15 protein-coding genes are annotated in these 15,810 nt (G+C 59.8%); 7 read left to right on the top strand and 8 right to left on the bottom strand.

Annotation, left to right across the window (positions count from 1 at the left end; genetic code table 11):
• Position 1: 1 nt before the first annotated feature.
• The 3 genes from IF654_RS16390 to IF654_RS16380 all read right to left on the bottom strand — a co-directional run bounded on the left by IF654_RS16390 (position 2) and on the right by IF654_RS16380 (position 4,158).
• On the bottom strand, positions 2–2,551 hold the full coding sequence (locus tag IF654_RS16390; protein ID WP_194862225.1) for a TonB-dependent receptor: 2,550 nt from the start codon (positions 2,549–2,551) through the stop codon (positions 2–4).
• Between the two features lie 120 nt (positions 2,552–2,671).
• A complete protein-coding gene (locus tag IF654_RS16385) occupies positions 2,672–3,622 on the bottom strand; it encodes a FecR family protein (protein ID WP_048376294.1) in 951 nt (316 codons plus the stop codon).
• Positions 3,619–4,158, bottom strand: coding sequence for an RNA polymerase sigma factor (locus IF654_RS16380; protein WP_047276793.1), 540 nt, complete (start codon positions 4,156–4,158; stop codon positions 3,619–3,621). The genes IF654_RS16385 and IF654_RS16380 overlap by 4 nt, the downstream gene beginning before the upstream one ends.
• A gap of 174 nt (positions 4,159–4,332) precedes the next feature.
• Between IF654_RS16380 and IF654_RS16375 the strand changes: the two genes are divergently transcribed.
• A complete protein-coding gene (locus IF654_RS16375; RefSeq protein ID WP_194862226.1) occupies positions 4,333–4,665 on the top strand; it encodes a YegP family protein in 333 nt (110 codons plus the stop codon).
• Positions 4,666–4,723: 58 nt separating this feature from the next.
• Here the strand turns inward: IF654_RS16375 and IF654_RS16370 are convergent, their stop codons facing one another.
• Complete coding sequence (locus IF654_RS16370; RefSeq protein ID WP_047276790.1) at positions 4,724–5,611, bottom strand: dihydrodipicolinate synthase family protein; 888 nt, start codon at positions 5,609–5,611, stop codon at positions 4,724–4,726.
• Between the two features lie 30 nt (positions 5,612–5,641).
• Entirely contained in the window at positions 5,642–6,424 is a 783-nt protein-coding gene (locus IF654_RS16365; RefSeq protein WP_047276788.1) for an aldolase, read from the bottom strand.
• Between the two features lie 150 nt (positions 6,425–6,574).
• On the opposite strand from IF654_RS16365, the gene IF654_RS16360 reads away from it, so the two are divergent.
• Positions 6,575–7,117, top strand: a complete 543-nt coding sequence (locus tag IF654_RS16360; protein WP_047276786.1) for a helix-turn-helix domain-containing protein — start codon at positions 6,575–6,577, stop codon at positions 7,115–7,117.
• Between the two features lie 14 nt (positions 7,118–7,131).
• Here IF654_RS16360 and IF654_RS16355 read toward each other — a convergent pair whose 3' ends face one another.
• A complete protein-coding gene (locus IF654_RS16355) occupies positions 7,132–8,157 on the bottom strand; it encodes a DUF4917 family protein (RefSeq protein WP_194862227.1) in 1,026 nt (341 codons plus the stop codon).
• Positions 8,158–8,304: 147 nt separating this feature from the next.
• On the opposite strand from IF654_RS16355, the gene yiaY reads away from it, so the two are divergent.
• On the top strand, positions 8,305–9,453 hold the full coding sequence (yiaY, locus tag IF654_RS16350) for an L-threonine dehydrogenase (RefSeq protein WP_047281025.1): 1,149 nt from the start codon (positions 8,305–8,307) through the stop codon (positions 9,451–9,453).
• A 123-nt stretch (positions 9,454–9,576) separates the two neighbouring features.
• On the opposite strand, the gene IF654_RS16345 is transcribed toward yiaY, so the two are convergent.
• Positions 9,577–11,100: a fumarate hydratase gene (locus IF654_RS16345; protein WP_047276780.1), complete on the bottom strand. Its 1,524-nt coding sequence runs from the start codon at positions 11,098–11,100 to the stop codon at positions 9,577–9,579.
• A gap of 311 nt (positions 11,101–11,411) precedes the next feature.
• On the opposite strand from IF654_RS16345, the gene IF654_RS16340 reads away from it, so the two are divergent.
• Entirely contained in the window at positions 11,412–12,350 is a 939-nt protein-coding gene (locus tag IF654_RS16340) for an iron-sulfur-binding ferredoxin reductase (protein WP_094987787.1), read from the top strand.
• 30 nt (positions 12,351–12,380) lie between these two features.
• Entirely contained in the window at positions 12,381–13,136 is a 756-nt protein-coding gene (locus IF654_RS16335; RefSeq protein WP_047278034.1) for an enoyl-CoA hydratase-related protein, read from the top strand.
• Positions 13,137–13,193: 57 nt separating this feature from the next.
• On the opposite strand, the gene pyk is transcribed toward IF654_RS16335, so the two are convergent.
• The gene (pyk, locus tag IF654_RS16330; protein ID WP_047276775.1) at positions 13,194–14,645 is read right to left on the bottom strand and encodes a pyruvate kinase; all 1,452 of its coding nucleotides are present in this window, start codon (positions 14,643–14,645) and stop codon (positions 13,194–13,196) included.
• Positions 14,646–14,805: 160 nt separating this feature from the next.
• Between pyk and IF654_RS16325 the strand changes: the two genes are divergently transcribed.
• Positions 14,806–15,180 carry a tetratricopeptide repeat protein gene (locus tag IF654_RS16325; RefSeq protein WP_047276773.1) on the top strand — a complete coding sequence of 125 codons (375 nt, stop codon included), beginning with the start codon at positions 14,806–14,808 and terminating at the stop codon, positions 15,178–15,180.
• A 207-nt stretch (positions 15,181–15,387) separates the two neighbouring features.
• On the top strand, positions 15,388–15,747 hold the full coding sequence (locus tag IF654_RS16320) for a pilus assembly protein PilZ (RefSeq protein WP_047281023.1): 360 nt from the start codon (positions 15,388–15,390) through the stop codon (positions 15,745–15,747).
• Positions 15,748–15,810: the final 63 nt, after the last annotated feature.

Raw genomic sequence — 15,810 nt, 5'->3', positions numbered from 1 at the left:
CTCAGAAGAAACGGGTCACGCTGATCTTGGCATTGCGGCCCTGGCTGTAGGCGTTATCCCCACTGAGCATCGGCTGGTAACTTTTGTTGAACAGGTTGTCGACCGTGAAGTTGACCTCGGTGCCTTTGAGGTAAGGCTGCTGAGGGGTCCAGTTGGCGAACAGGCCCTGCACGTTGTACCCGTCATTGGCGTGTTGGTCGTAGTAGCGATCCCCTAACACACTGATCTCGTTACCCGAGTACTTGTCGCTTGGCAGACGGTCGGTCTTGCGCACGAACTCACCTTTCCAGCCCACGCGTGCATCCCATGCCGGAATTTTGGTCCCCAGCACGGCGACCCATTTAGGCGCCGGAATGTCACGTGCCCAGACGTTTGGCCCCCACGGGTTGGTGTAGGCACCTTGGTGTTTGCCAGTCATCCACGCGTACGACAGTGATCCGAACAGGTACGTGGATTCGTAGAAACTTTCAACTTCAAAGCCCTTGATGGTCACACTGCCAATGTTGCGGTAGTTCGGTATGTTGCCCGGCCCGCAGTCTTTGGACAGGCTGCCCGCCGCTGTCTGGGCGGCACAGCCGACGCCGGTGGCCTTGAATATTTCATTGTCGACGGTGTTTTGAAACAGCGTGGTGCGGATCAGTGCATGGTCGCTGTCAGTAAAGATCTGATCGAAGTTGGTGATGTTGCCTGCTCGCCAGCCTGTGATCCTTTCCGGTTTCAGATTCAGGCTGGTCGCTGTGCGACTGCCGAGCCCTTGTAGCTCGTATTGTTCGTCGATGACCGGGGCGCGCCAGGTTTTGCTGTAGTCGACAAACAGCGCTGTGTTGGGGGTGATTTTCCAAAAGGCTGACAGGCGAGGCGACCAGCCCGTGTAGGTTTTGTCGCTGTAGTCGTGACCCAATTCCGCGTGGTTATAGAACGGTGCATCGTTTTCTTCACCGCGGTTACGCACGTGGTCGTACCGCACGGACGGGGTCAGGGTGAAGTCACCGAGAGTGATCGCGTCTTGCAGGTAAAAGCTGTGGGTGTCGACTTTGCCTTTGGGCATGAAGCTGGGCTGGTAGTGGCCGTAGTTGTATTTTTCTACTTCGTAGGTCTTGCCCGGCATCCACATGTCGACATCACGCTGGTGCTTGCGCACCTGCATGCCCGTGGTCACGGCATGGTCCAGCGGGCCGCTGGCAAACAGACTGACGTTTTCGATTTGCACCATGTCGTCGGTGTAGCCGGTTTCCATCTTGCGACCGCCGGTGGACGGCTGGAAATAAGCTTGAGCGCCCCGCGTATCGGTTTGCTCGGTATTGGAATGCGAGTACTTGACCTCAAGGTTCACCAAGGGGTTTTCAAGGGGCTGGTACTTGTATTTGGCGGACCACGTGGTGTCGATGGTCGAACGGTTCGACAAGTAACGCCGGGTGGCGATGTCGTACCCATATTTGTCGATGTTGGCCTGGCTCGGCGGGGCCGGGTAGCTGATGGCCGAGAAGGGCACCCACAGGTAGTTGTTGGAGCGTGAGTACGACATCCCCAGGCTGTGCTCTTCGTTGAAGTGCAGGTTCACTTTGAGCAGTTGCGCGTCCAGGTCCTGGGCGGTGTTGGGCAAGCGTTTGGGGTTGATCGGGTAGGCATTCTTGGGGTCTGGCATGTGCCCGGCCAGCTTCATGTTGTCGCCATCGCGCTTGGTGTAATACACCAGCGCATCCGCGCGACCATCATCGGTGCGGCCATACACGGCGCCACTGTAAACCTGCTGGTGATCGTTGCTGCTGTAGCCGTACTTGAGCATGGCGCCGGTGTCTTTGCCTTCTGCGAGCAAGTCCGGGGCGTCTTTGGTTTCCATGTGCACGGAGCCGGCAAAGCCGCCGTTGCCGGTGCGTATATCGTGCGGGCCTTTCTCGACCACCAGCCCCTTGATCAACTCCGGCTCAATGAAAATGGTGCCTTGCATGTAGCGTTCGAAGCCGCTTTTGGTCGCGCCATCGACGGTCATCTGCACGTCTTCGGCTTCGCCCATGCCCCAAATGTTGATGGTCTGGCCACCGGGCTTGAGCGAGCCGCCGAGGTTGATGCCGGGCAGTGTCGCCAGCAGGCTGGGAATGTTGTTGGCCTGATAGCGATTGATTTCAGCTTGGGTCAGGGTCGATTTACCGACGTTGCTGGAGTCGACTTCATTGCCGGTGCCGATCACGCTCATGACACTGAGCTGCAGGCTGTTGCTGGTCGTCGTGCCTTCTTCCTTGGGGCGCACGACGAAGGTGCGGTCGACTTGGGTCAGGCTGAAATCGGTGCCGCGCAACAATTGGTTGATGGCCTCTTGCGCGCTGTAACGGCCGCTCAGCGCCGGGGCCTTGATGTTGCGCAACAGTGCTTCGTCAAACAGCAACTGGATGTTGGCTTGCCGGGCCACGGCACTCAACGAATTGGCCAGCGACTGTGCAGGCAGTTGCAGTTGGACCGACTCGGCGTGAGCCTGCAGGCAGAACGCCAGGCAGGCGGCCAGCAGGGTCGGGCGTGTGCAGAAATGCGAGACGTGATGCGGTGCGCGAAACATGAAATCCCCCAGTGCGGCAACAAAGGCCAAAAAGACATGCGTTAACAACGCAGACCGAAGGAAGACGCGGGGCCATTAAAAAACCACATATGCGAATGCAAAATATTCGCATATGTTTTTTTAGCGGGGTTCGATGCGGATTTTTCCGTTGTCCAGCCACACGGTGTTCACCGGGATCAAGGCGGGCAAGGCTTTCACCAGTGCCAGCGGATCATTGACGTCGAGGTGGCCTGACACTTTGTACTGTTGGAGCGGCCCATTGGCCAGTTCGATGATGCCGGGCCGGTAGAGGTCCAGTTCGTCGATCAGGCTGGCCAGCTCGCGGTTGCGAAAGGCCAGGTGCCCGTTGCGCCAATCGCCGACTTCGCTGGCCGTGAGGGTGTGTTCAGTCAATGTCTGGCGCGCGTAGTCGTACGTGGCACGCTGATCGGCGCCGAGCAGGGCAGAGCGCTTGGCGTCAGGCACGAACGCAACCTGGCCGTGGGCGACGCTGACCACCAGTTGGCGTGGGCTGCGCCGCACATCGAAACCGGTGCCGACCACCCGTATGCGCGCGTCACCGGCGTGCACCACCAGCGGCTGGTCTTTATTGGCCGCGACCTCGATGTACAGCTGACCGCGTTCCAGGTAAATGTCGCGTTGTTGTGCGTTGAAATCGAGGCGCAGTTGGGTGTTGGCATTGACGTAGAGGGTGCTGCCATCGGGCAGTGTCAGGGTTTTCGCACCTTGGGACTGGGTCGTGAGCTGTTGCTGGTGCAGCGTGACGGGGGTGCCGATGTTCAAGGCCAGCACGGCACCCAACACGGCTGCCGCCGCAGCCAGGGCAAACGTCGAACGACGCTTGATCGCCGGTTTTACTGGCAGTGGCAGCGGTTTGTTCCGGTGTTGCAGTTCGCCCAAGTCGGCCCATAGCGACTCGAACTCGGCATACGCCCGTGCATGCGCCGGTTGCGCATGCCAGGCGTCGAATTGCGCGCGGGTCTGTGCGTCGGGCCGATTGCGATTGCGTGCAAACCAGCTGGCCGCCTGCGCATCAATGCTGTCGTGGGCGGCCGATTGAAAAGGGCTCATTGTGGCTGCTCCTTGCCGCTGTCCCGCTGTAAATGTTGCTTGCAGTGCAACAACGCAAAGGCGATGTGCTTTTCTACCATGCTGACCGAGATTCCCATGCGTTGCGCGATCTGCGCCTGACTCAACCCTTCGAAGCGGTGCAGGATAAGGGCTTCACGGCGCCGGGGCGAGAGCTCTGCGAGTACGGTCTTGAGCTGTTCAAGCCGTTGCAGGCGGTGTGCGGCCAGCATGGGGTCATCCCTCTCATCGCTTAACGGCTCGTCTTCGCGTTCAACCTGATCCGCATGAACGGATTGGCGCACCTGCTGGCGTCGCCAGTGATCGCGCAGCAGGTTGCGCGCCATCTGAAACAAAAACGCCCGGGGTTGCTGGACCTTGGCCCGGTCCTGATAGCCCAACCATTGCGTGAAAACGTCTTGCGTCATGTCAGCTGCATCGCTGGCGTTGTCGGTGCGCTTACGCAGGAAATGCAGAATCTGCGTATAGAACTCGCGTAAGGATTCGGCCAACGCGGGGTCAGGTTTAAAGCGAGACATGAAAATCCTTGTGGACTCAGCGATGCAAAATAAGCTGCGAATGGTATCGAGAATTATTACTATTTGTCTCTATGTAAATTCACCTTTTCTTTTTTCCTACAGATAAATGGCTAATTGCTGGGTGAGCGCTTTACTGAAGGGGACACATGACCTTCAGCCACAAGGAGAAACGCTATGTCGGGTTGGTATGAGTTGAGCAAGACCAGCAACGGGCAGTTCCGATTCGTATTGAAAGCAGCGAATGCCGAAACCATTTTGGTGAGTGAGCAGTACACCACGCACGAGGCGGCGAAAAAGGGCATTGCTTCGGTTCAGGCCAACAGCTCGCTGGATGAACGCTATGACCGCAAGGTGGCGAAAGACGGCAAACCGTATTTCAACCTGAAGGCGGCCAATCACCAGATCATCGGCACCAGTGAGCAATACAGCACCGAAGCGGCGCGAGAGAAGGGCATTGCCAGTGTGAAAAGCAATGGGCCCACCACGGTCATCAAAGAGAAGCTGTGAGGGGCCGGTGGCCGACGTGCCGGGCGAGGCAGCCCGGTGCGCGTCGGCCGGAGCAGGGTTATTTCAGTTGAGCCAGCAACCCGTGTAACTGCGTTACGCCAGCGTCGGCCAACGGGAACACGGGCAGTCGCGGGTCGCCCGCTTCCAGGCCGGTCAGGCGCAAACCCGCCTTGATGGTGGCCGGCAGACCGCCTTTGAGGATGAATTCAAGCAATGGCAACTGGCGGTAGAACAGCGCGCGTGCGGCGTTCAGATCGTTGGCCAGTACGGCGTCATACAGCGCCAGATTCAGCGCCGGGATCAGGTTCGGCGCCGCTGTGCACCAACCTTTCGCACCCGCAGCGAAGGCCTCCAGTGCCAGCGGGTTGCACCCGTTGTAGAACGGCACTTGGCCTTCCCCTCGTTGTTGCAAGCGGTGCATGCGCTGAATGTCGCCCGTGCTTTCCTTGACCATGGTCACGTTGTCGACCGTGTTGAAAATGTTCAGGATCAAGTCCACCGACATGTCAGTGCCGCTGGTGGCCGGGTTGTTGTAGAGCATGATCGGGGTGTTGATGCTGTCGCCGATGGCACGGTAATGGGCCAGGATTTCAGCCTCGCTGAGTTTCCAGTAGGAAGCCGGCAGCACCATGACCACGTCCGCGCCGTGCTGTTCAGCAAAGCGGGCGCGGCGCACGGCTTTGGCGGTGGTCAGGTCGGAGACGCTGACAATGGTCGGCACGCGTTTGGCCACGTGGGCGAGGCTGAATTCGCTGACCTGATCCCATTCGGCGTCGCTCAGGTACGCGCCTTCGCCGGTGCTGCCCAGTGGCGCGATGGCGTGCACGCCGTTGTCGATCAATTGGTCAATGGAGCGCCCGAGCGCGGGCAGGTCGATGGCGCTGCCGTCTGCGCTGAACGGGGTGATGGTGTAGCCGATGATGCCGTGGATTACTGGAGTCGTCATGGTGGGTGTCCTGTGGGGGAGGGAGGTGGCTCAGTTCAGGCAGTCGGCATGACGACGCAGGTTTTGCCGGGCGTAGTAATTGAAAGCGGCCGCATGACGTTTGGGGCGGCTGATCCAGTCATGGGCTTCGCGGCCCAGGGCCGGGATGATGGGCTTGAGGGTGCCTGCGGCCATGGCCAGCAATTGCAGTTTGGCTGCCCGCTCGATCAGTTGCGCGATGACGCAGGCTTCTTCAATGCTGGCGCCGGTGGACAATTGACCGTGGTGCGAGAGCAGGATTGCCCGCTTGTCCCCCAGCGCACCGGCGATCAGTTCGCCCTCTTCATTGCCGACCGGCACGCCCGGCCAACCTTCCAGAAACGCGCAGTCTTCGTACAGCGGGCAGAGGTCCATGTGCGAAATCTCCAGCGGCACTTCCAGCATCGACAGCGCGGCCACATGGGTGGGGTGCGTGTGGATGATGCAGTTCACATCCGGACGGGCACGGTACACCCAGCTGTGGAAGCGATTGGCCGGGTTCGGCATGCCGTGGCCTTCAAGCACCTCCAGGTCTTCGTTGACCAATAGCAGATTGCTGGCAGTGATTTCATCAAACCCCAGGCCCAGTTGCTGGGTGTAATAGGTGCCGGGTTGTGGCCCGCGGGCGGTGATTTGCCCGGCCAGACCGGAGTCGTGGCCGTTTTCGAACAGAATGCGGCAGGTGAGTGCCAGCTTTTGCCGGTCAGTCCACGTATTATCCGCCAGCGTATTTTGCATCTGCACAAGCGCTTGCTTGACCAGTTGCTCTTTCGGGAGTGCTAAGGTCTTGGCCATGTCGGTGTCCTCGGTGATTGCCGGATGTGTCTGCCCCCATGGCGTCGAAGGTGATGGGTGGCAGTGCTTATGACACTTAAGAGGCTATATGACACAAAGTGTCATTGGCAAGTAAAACTCGCAGCTCCCTTGATGGATTAATCGCTCTACATGTCTATCCGTTTGAAATTACTCAGAAAAAAACTGGGCATCACCCTTGAGGCGTTGGCTGAACATTCCGGCCTGACCAAGAGCTATTTGTCGAAAGTCGAGCGTGGCTTGAACACCCCTTCAATCGCCGCCGCGCTCAAGTTGGCCAAGGCGCTGAACGTCAATGTCGAAGAGTTGTTCGCTGAGGACAAGGCCGGGATTGAGGGTTACAGCCTGGTGCGCAGCGATCAGCGCCAGTTGCTATCGGGCAGCGAGCACTCACCGGGCTACGCTGTGCTGGCACACCAGGTCAGTGAGCGTAACTTGCTGCCATTCATGATTTACCCGCCCGCAGCGTTCGCTGATCCCAGCTTCAAAGCGCATGTGGGGGAAGAATTTTTGTTTGTGCACGAAGGTGCGGTCGAGGTCGACTTCATGAATGAGCGGGTGATTTTGCAGCGCGGCGATGCCCTGCATTTCAATGCGCAAAAACCTCACCGCGTGCGTTCGGTGGGTGAGGTTCAAGCGCAATTGTTGGTGGTGGTGCACAGCACCGAGGAGTAAGGCGAAGGGCGTTTTCAGCGCTCGACCGGTACTGAGTGACGGCTGTCGCCCAATGGGTGCGTTTTAGCGTTAAAGAAGCGCAATGCCACCTTGTTCTGTGCAAATAGCTGCGTGTAATGGTTTTTCTGGAAGCGGATGAAGGCTTCGCTGCGCGGATAAATCGAGATGCACAAGGTTTTGAGGGGCGCCAGGCGCAGGGCGTCAATCAGGTGTTGATCTTGCTCACCCAGGCTGTGGCCGAAGATGCACAGGCTGTCTTTGTGGGCCATCAACTGTTCATGGCAAAACGACAGGTAATCCGACATCCGGATCGACTTGCGCTTGTCGTCGCTGGTGCCTTCGCTGACAAACAGCGGCACGTCATCCAGCGCGCTGATGGAGTGATTGATGGCGAAGTTGCTGAGCAGCGCGGCGGGATCGCCCACGGATTTGCGTGCCTTGCCTTCCTGATTTTTCACCAGGTGCAGCGCGCCGTGCAGGTACAGCACGCGGGTGGTTTTGCCTTTGGCTGCGGCCTGCGCCAGTTCAAAAGTGGCGCCCGGCGTCTGGAACAAATCGTTGAAACGCTTGGGCGCCTGCATCAGCGCCCACGGCGCCAGCAGGTCATAGTTGGAGCAATACACCGTGCTGTAGCGGGCCAGTTCTTCCTGCCAGCAATCCAGCGTGGCGGCGGACATCAAGCGCCAGGGAATATGGACATCCTGAGTGCTGTTGATCAGGGCTTCCTTGATGGCGTAGTAGCGTTTGCGCGGTGATGCAGAGCTGATGGCCAGCGCCTTGTTGACCTTGCTCGCGGTTTTCAGGGCACTGAGTACGTGCTCGAAATTGCGCGTGTTCAAGGCGTCAAACACGCTGAGTTCCGTCTGGCTGAGGGGTTTTTCGGCCACGCTTTTGGTTTTTTCAAACAGCGAGTCGTAATAAAAGTCATGCCACACGGCCATGCTTGCGCCATTGCCGAGCAGCAAGCCGCTGCACGGGGTGCTGGTGCGTAGGGCGTTCCAGTCTTCTAGTTCGGCATCAAATTCCTGGAAGGGGGTCATCGCGTAGGTCATCTCAAAGCGTGGGCGGTGCGGGACTTTATCACGACCATGTGTTGAGCCAGATCAACATCCGGATGCGCTGATGAGTTGAAGCTATGCTCATTGACTTCATCAGCGTCGCGGGTGCGCCCGCAAAGAGGACTCGCCATGACCAGTACCTTTTTTATCCCGGCCGTGAACATCATGGGCAACGGTTGTCTGGATGAAGCCATGACTGCAATTCGCAATTATGGGTTTCGCAACGCGTTGATCGTGACCGACGCCGGGCTGGCCAAGGCGGGCGTGGCGGCCATGATTGCCGAAAAACTGGCCGCGCAGGACATCAATGCGGTGGTGTTCGACGGGGCCAAACCCAACCCGAGCATTGCCAACGTGGAAGCCGGTCTGGTTGTGCTCAAGCAACATCAGTGTGATTTCGTGCTGTCGCTGGGCGGTGGCTCGCCCCACGATTGCGCCAAGGGTATTGCGCTGTGCGCCACCAATGGCGGGCATATTCGCGATTACGAAGGCGTCGACCGCTCGGCCAAGCCGCAACTGCCCCTCGTGGCCATCAATACCACCGCCGGCACGGCCAGTGAAATGACGCGTTTTTGCATCATCACCGATGAAGAGCGCCACGTGAAAATGGCCATCGTCGACCGCAACGTGACGCCGCTGCTGTCGGTCAACGACCCGCAATTGATGGTGGCCATGCCCAAAGGCCTGACGGCGGCCACCGGCATGGACGCGCTGACGCACGCCATTGAAGCGTACGTGTCCATTGCGGCCAACCCGATTACCGATGCCTGTGCGATCAAGGCGATGGAGCTGATCAGCCAAAACCTGCGTCAGGCGGTTCATGACGGCAAGGACCTGACCGCGCGCGAGAACATGGCGTATGCGCAATTTCTGGCCGGCATGGCGTTCAACAATGCGTCGCTGGGGTTTGTGCACGCGATGGCGCACCAGTTGGGCGGCTTTTACGACTTGCCCCACGGCGTGTGTAATGCCGTGCTATTGCCCCACGTGCAGACCTTCAACGCCAGCGTGTGTGCGTCACGCCTGACTGACGTGGCCCATGCGCTGGGCGCGGATATCCGCGGGTTGAGCCCGGAAGAGGGTGCTCAGGCGGCGATTGCGGCGATTCGGACCTTGGCCAAAGCTGTCGACATCCCGGCGGGCCTGCGGGACTTGGGCGCCAAGCTGGATGACATCCCGATTCTGGCGACCAACGCATTGAAAGATGCGTGTGGTCTGACCAATCCGCGCAAAGCCGATCAGGCGCAGATTGAAGAAATCTTCCGTAACGCGTTTTGAGTCCAGGCCTGCCCTCACCCCAACCCTCCCTTTAGCAGAGGGTTGAGTGAGGGGCTTGTGCATTGCGCGCATAAAAAAACGGCCGGTTTAACCCGGCCGTTTTTGTGTCTGACTTAAAAGCGCTTACTGCACTTCTACCGCCAGGCTTTCGCTGATTTTCTTCTGCCAGATCGCCGGGCCGGTGATGTGCACCGACTCGCCTGAACTGTCGACAGCCACGGTCACCGGCATGTCTTTTACGTCGAACTCGTAGATCGCTTCCATGCCCAGTTCGGCGAACGCCACCACGCGCGACTTCTTGATCGCTTGAGCCACCAGGTAAGCCGCGCCGCCGACGGCCATCAGGTACACCGCTTTGTGTTCCTTGATCGCTTCGATGGCGGTCGGGCCACGCTCGGATTTGCCGATCATGCCCAGCAGGCCGGTCTGATCGAGGATCTGGCGCGTGAACTTGTCCATCCGCGTTGCAGTTGTCGGACCGGCAGGGCCCACCACTTCGTCACGCACCGGATCAACCGGGCCCACGTAGTAGATAAAGCGGCCCTTGAGGTCGACCGGCAAGGTTTCGCCCTTGTTCAGCATTTCAACCATGCGTTTGTGCGCGGCGTCACGGCCGGTGAGCATTTTGCCGTTCAGCAGGACGGTTTCGCCCGGCTTCCAGCTTTGCACGTCTTCCGGGGTCAGGGTGTCGAGGTTGACACGGCGAGCCGACGGGCCGGCTTCCCAGACGATTTCCGGGTAGGCGTCCAGCGGTGGCGCTTCGAGCGCGGCCGGGCCGGAGCCGTCCAGTACGAAGTGGGCGTGACGGGTGGCGGCGCAGTTCGGGATCATGCACACCGGCAGCGAGGCGGCGTGGGTCGGGTAGTCCATGATTTTTACGTCGAGCACGGTGGTCAGGCCGCCCAGGCCCTGGGCGCCGATACCGAGTTGGTTGACCTTTTCGAACAGCTCCAGACGCATCTCTTCGATACGGTTGGACGGGCCGCGCTTGATCAGCTCGTGAATGTCGATGGATTCCATCAACACTTCTTTGGCCATGACGGCTGCTTTTTCAGCCGTGCCGCCGATCCCAATGCCCAGCATGCCCGGTGGGCACCAGCCAGCGCCCATGGTCGGAACGGTTTTGAGCACCCAGTCTACGATCGAGTCGGACGGGTTGAGCATGGCCATTTTCGACTTGTTCTCGGAACCGCCGCCTTTGGCCGCTACGTCCACTTCCACGGTGTTACCCGGGACGATGGAGTAGTGGATGACCGCCGGGGTGTTGTCCTTGGTGTTGCGACGGGCACCGGCCGGATCGGCCAGGATCGAAGCACGCAGGACGTTTTCCGGCAGGTTGTAAGCGCGACGCACGCCTTCGTTGATCATGTCGTCCAGGCCCATGGTGGCGCCATCCCAGCGCACGTCCATGCCCACACGTACAAACACGGTGACGATGCCGGTGTCCTGGCAGATCGGGCGGTGGCCGGTGGCACACATGCGCGAGTTGATCAGGATTTGTGCCATCGAGTCACGGGCTGCCGGCGATTCTTCGCGCAGGTAGGCCTCGTGCATGGCCTGGATGAAGTCCACGGGGTGGTAGTAGGAAATGAATTGCAGGGCGTCAGCAACGCTCTGAATCAGGTCGTCTTGCTTGATCACGGTCATGGGTCGCGCTCCTCTATAAGACGGGAACATTCAATAAGGTGTTTGCGACCTGGGTCGTTCGGTCTGTCGTAAACATCTTTGCAGGGATGCACCGGGCACGCATGACCGGCACAAAAAAGGCGCGGCAGTATAACCCGGCCCTCTCATTGATACACCTGAGCAGGCAAAACTTGTAGTCGCCGCCCAAGGCTGCGATAAGGGCCCAGAGCCTGCGCATGCTATTGATTGCACGGGTTTGCGGGCGTGCGGGGCACTCGGCCCCTCACAACCCGCTAGCGTCTATAAGACTAATTGCCCACAGGAGCCCCGAAGTGCCCGAGTTACACGTCGCCAATCAGTGCTGGCCGGTTACCGTCGGCAGTAATTTGCTCGACAGCCTGAATCAGGCCGGGGTGGGTGTGCCCTACAGTTGCCGTGCGGGCAGTTGCCATGCGTGTCTGGTGCGTTGCGTGCAGGGCGAGCCGCTGGACTTGAAGCCCGAAGCCTTGACCCGTGCCCAGCGCGAGCAAGGCTGGCGCCTGGCTTGTCAGTGCCAGGTGGTCGGGGATTTGCAGGTTGAGGCGTTTGATCCGGTGCGAGACGGCCTGCCTGCCCGGGTGGCAGCGCTGGACTGGTTAAGCCCGACGTTGTTGCGGCTTCGGCTCGTGCCGGAGCGCCCGCTGCGCTATCGCGCCGGGCAGCATCTGGTGTTGTGGACGGCCGACGGGGTGGCACGGCCGTATTCGTTGGCCAGTTTGCCGGGAGAAGACCCGTTTCTGGAGTTTCATCTCGAGTGCGCCAAGCCCGGTGCCTTTGTCCGCGCGGCGCGTCAGCTCGCGGTGGGGGATGCGGTGCGGTTGGGCGAGTTGCGCGGGGGGGCGCTGCATTACGACCCGGACTGGCAGGAGCTGGCGTTGTGGTTGCTGGCGGCGGGTAGCGGGCTGGGCCCGTTGTATGGCGTATTGCGTGAAGCCTTGCGCCAAGCGCACCACGGCCCGATTCGTGTGGTGCATGTAGCCCGTGATGAGGCCGGGCATTACCTCAAGGCCGAACTGCAAGCGTTGGCCCAAGCCCACCCTCAGTTGCAGGTCGAATACGTACGGCAGGATGAATTGGCGGATTTTCTAGTCCGGATGCGCCTTGTTTCGCGCCAGACACGTGCCCTAGTGTGTGGGCATCCTGACACGGTGGAGGCGTTCGCCAAGCGTTTGTTCCTGGCCGGGTTGTCGCGCAACCAACTGCTGGCGGATGCCTTTTTAAGTCGGGGTTGAGTGCTGTCTTTCCCCTTTTTGAGCGTGCCCATGACTCAAACCATCGTTAGTGAACGTGACGGCGCGGTGTTGACCCTGCGCCTGAATCGCCCCGAAAAGAAAAACGCCCTGACCCGCGACATGTACAGCCGCCTGGCCACTGCGCTGCAGCAGGCCGATGCTGACGCGTCGGTGCATGCCATCGTGTTGTGCGGCAGTGCGCACTGTTTCACCAGCGGCAATGACATCGTGGACTTTCTTGAAGTCCCGCCGACGGACATGGACAGCCCGGTGTTTTGCTTTATGCGCAGCTTGCTGGCCTGCCGTAAACCGGTGGTGGCTGCGGTGGCTGGCGCTGCGGTGGGCATTGGCACCACGCTGTTGCTGCATTGCGACCTGGTGTATGTGGCCGGCGATGCACGGCTGCGCATGCCGTTTGTCAACTTGGGCCTGAGCCCGGAATTCGGGTCGAGCCTGCTGTTGCCGCAACGGCTGGGGCAGGCAAGGGCGGCCGGGTTGTTGCTGCTGGGTGAGGGGTTTAGCGGGGAGCAGGCGGCGAACTGGGGGCTGGCCAATGCCGCGCTGGAGGACGGTGAGGCGGTGCTGCGCCAAGCCCATGCGGCTGCGCATCGACTGGCTGCGCTGGCCCCGGCCGCGGTGCAGGACAGCAAGCGGTTGATGAGGGCGCCGGGGCGTGAGCAGTTGCAACGGGTGATTGAAGAAGAAAGCTGGCTGTTTATTCAGCGCTTGAAATCGCCTGAGGCAGTGGCGGCGTTATCCGGTTTTATCCATAAAGCCGCTCCCTGAAGCAAAAAGCCCCGCCGGATTGCTCGGGCGGGGCTTGGGGTGTGGGCCGGTTAAGGCTTACACCATTTTGTCGCCGACATGCAGGATCTTCATGCCGTTGGTGCCACCGATGGTGTGGTAGCTGTCGCCCTTGGTCAGGATGACCCAGTCGCCTTTTTCGACAACGCCGCGCTTGAGCAGCTCGTCAATGGCAGCCTGGCTGACCTGTTCTGGCGGCAACGAGGCCGGGTCGAACGGCACGGTGTAGACGCCACGGAACATGGCGGCACGGGCCTGGGTTTCGCGGTGCGGGGAAAACGCGTAGATCGGCACCGAGGAGCGAATGCGCGACATGATCAGCGGCGTGTAACCACTCTCGGTCAGGGCGATGATGGCCTTGACGCCCGGGAAGTGGTTGGCGGTGTACATGGCCGCCAGCGCGATGCTCTGGTCACAGCTTTCGAAGGTTTTACCAATGCGGTGGCTGGAGGTTTTGCTGGTCGGGTGCTTTTCAGCGCCGACACAAATACGCGCCATGGCTTGTACGGCTTCCAGCGGGTAAGCACCGGCAGCACTTTCAGCCGAGAGCATCACGGCGTCGGTGTAGTCGAGCACGGCGTTGGCCACGTCGGACACTTCAGCGCGGGTTGGCATCGGGTTCTGGATCATCGACTCCATCATCTGGGTCGCAACGATCACGGCCTTGTTGTGACGGCGTGCGTGCAGGATGATTTTTTTCTGGATGCCTACCAGCTCGGCGTCACCGATCTCGACGCCCAGGTCGCCACGGGCAACCATCACCGCGTCGCTGGCCTTGATCAGACCGTCGAGGGTTTCGTCGTCGGCCACGGCTTCGGCACGTTCGATCTTGGCCACCAGCCAGGCGGTGCCGCCGGCTTCGTCGCGCAGTTGACGGGCGTATTCCATGTCCGCCGCATCACGCGGGAACGAAACGGCCAGGTAGTCGACCTGCATCTCGGCCGCGAGTTTGATGTCTGCTTTGTCTTTTTCAGTCAGTGCCGGGGCTGTCAGGCCGCCACCGCGACGGTTGATGCCTTTGTGGTCCGACAGCGGGCCGCCGATCAGCACGGTGCAGTGCAGGGCGTCATCGGTGGCGGTGTCGACACGCATGACCACGCGGCCATCGTCGAGCAGCAGTTCGTCGCCCACGCCGCAATCCTTGACCAGATCCGGGTAGTCGATGCCGACGATTTCCTGAGTGCCTTCTGTCAGCGGGTGGCTGGTGGAGAAGGTGAAACGATCACCGATTTTCAGCTCGATGCGTTTGTTGGCGAATTTGGCGATGCGAATTTTCGGGCCTTGCAGGTCACCCAGCAGAGCGACGAAGCGGCCGTGCTTGGCGGCGATGTCGCGCACCAGCTTGGCGCGGGCCTTATGCTCATCGGGCGTGCCGTGGGAAAAGTTCAGACGGGCAACGTCCAGGCCAGCCAGGATCAGCTGCTCCAGCATTTGCGGTGAATTACTGGCAGGGCCAAGGGTGGCAACGATTTTGGTTCGACGAACGGACATGCAAAGACTCCTGAGTTCAAGCGCTGCCAAAGGCTACTATGGTCTCAAGTTGTAGTCATTGTTCCTCTGCACTACTTTCGACTTAAGTTGTGGTGCATACGGTCATTGGTTGAAGAATTCGCTCGCCGGGTCGATACCCTGCTGAGAACAGGAGATACCCATGCGAATTTTGCTCGTTGTACTGTTGGCCACCAGTGTGGTCGGTTGCACCCGCTGGTCGATGAATCACCACTTGAACAATGCTTATCGCGCCTACGACCGAGGCAATTGCGAGGCGGTCATGCTGGAGCTGTCGGAAGTCGATCGCGACAGCCGTAGCCGTCCTTATATCTGGCCACAAACGGCCATGCTGCGCGGTTTGTGCCTGGAGCGTACGAAGTTTTACCTGGATGCTGCCCAGACCTACGAATGGATCATCAAGGAGTTCCCGCAGAGCGAGTGGGCGTATCGGGCCAAGGCGCGTATTGAAACGTTGCGCATCCTCAAGTTCATACCCGGCAACGCCAATTCGCAGGCCATCCCGGCAAAAATTTAACCGCGAGCTGGCCATTTGCCCTGCATTTACTAATATTGCTGTGCGATATGCGAAGTGACGTTTGTGTGTCTGCACAGTCTGACCGTGAGTGACATAAGCCTTTGCGAACCACTTGAGTGGTCATTTCAGCTCCCGGGCGTCGTGCAGCTTTGGGGGCCCTGGTACTAGCGCGGCCATGCTTAATGGCCTTTCAAAGTGATATTCAGCATGTTTACTGATCGCCGTATCGAGCGTCATCAACTGCCGTATTTCTTGAAGGTGTTCAATCGCTTCACGGACAAACCCATGGGGTATCTGGGCAACGTCTGCGAGGACGGGCTGATGCTCATCAGCCAGCTCCCGTTGTTGGTCGATGCCAATTTCGAATTGCGACTCAAGCTGCCGGACAGTGATGGTCATGTGCAAGTGGTCGACCTGACAGCGCGCTGCCTGTGGTGCCATGAAGATGTCACGCCGCGCTACTACGACGCCGGTTTCACCCTCTATCAGCCGCCTCCCGAATACACCGCCCTGATCACGGCCTTGCGCCAGTATTTCAGCTTTTATCCCTTGCCAGCGTCGGCCTGAGGCCGCACAGGGCTGGTCTTGCTCAGGGCTGAACGCCTAGACTTGCGGGGTCTACTGTTCAGG

Source organism: Pseudomonas lundensis, assembly GCF_015377145.2.
Lineage (GTDB): Bacteria > Pseudomonadota > Gammaproteobacteria > Pseudomonadales > Pseudomonadaceae > Aquipseudomonas > Aquipseudomonas lundensis.
Note: the sequence above shows the minus strand (reverse complement) of the source record. Positions and strands in the feature narration are given on the sequence as shown.

Bases quoted from the DNA above. Each gene is read 5' to 3' on its own strand.
- IF654_RS16390 (WP_194862225.1), bottom strand. From the start codon at position 2,551: ATGTTTCGCGCACCGCATCACGTCTCGCATTTCTGCACACGCCCGACC.
- IF654_RS16385 (WP_048376294.1), bottom strand. From the start codon at position 3,622: ATGAGCCCTTTTCAATCGGCCGCCCACGACAGCATTGATGCGCAGGCG.
- IF654_RS16380 (WP_047276793.1), bottom strand. From the start codon at position 4,158: ATGTCTCGCTTTAAACCTGACCCCGCGTTGGCCGAATCCTTACGCGAG.
- IF654_RS16375 (WP_194862226.1), top strand. From the start codon at position 4,333: ATGTCGGGTTGGTATGAGTTGAGCAAGACCAGCAACGGGCAGTTCCGA.
- IF654_RS16370 (WP_047276790.1), bottom strand. From the start codon at position 5,611: ATGACGACTCCAGTAATCCACGGCATCATCGGCTACACCATCACCCCG.
- IF654_RS16365 (WP_047276788.1), bottom strand. From the start codon at position 6,424: ATGGCCAAGACCTTAGCACTCCCGAAAGAGCAACTGGTCAAGCAAGCG.
- IF654_RS16360 (WP_047276786.1), top strand. From the start codon at position 6,575: ATGTCTATCCGTTTGAAATTACTCAGAAAAAAACTGGGCATCACCCTT.
- IF654_RS16355 (WP_194862227.1), bottom strand. From the start codon at position 8,157: ATGACCCCCTTCCAGGAATTTGATGCCGAACTAGAAGACTGGAACGCC.
- yiaY (WP_047281025.1), top strand. From the start codon at position 8,305: ATGACCAGTACCTTTTTTATCCCGGCCGTGAACATCATGGGCAACGGT.
- IF654_RS16345 (WP_047276780.1), bottom strand. From the start codon at position 11,100: ATGACCGTGATCAAGCAAGACGACCTGATTCAGAGCGTTGCTGACGCC.
- IF654_RS16335 (WP_047278034.1), top strand. From the start codon at position 12,381: ATGACTCAAACCATCGTTAGTGAACGTGACGGCGCGGTGTTGACCCTG.
- pyk (WP_047276775.1), bottom strand. From the start codon at position 14,645: ATGTCCGTTCGTCGAACCAAAATCGTTGCCACCCTTGGCCCTGCCAGT.
- IF654_RS16325 (WP_047276773.1), top strand. From the start codon at position 14,806: ATGCGAATTTTGCTCGTTGTACTGTTGGCCACCAGTGTGGTCGGTTGC.
- IF654_RS16320 (WP_047281023.1), top strand. From the start codon at position 15,388: ATGTTTACTGATCGCCGTATCGAGCGTCATCAACTGCCGTATTTCTTG.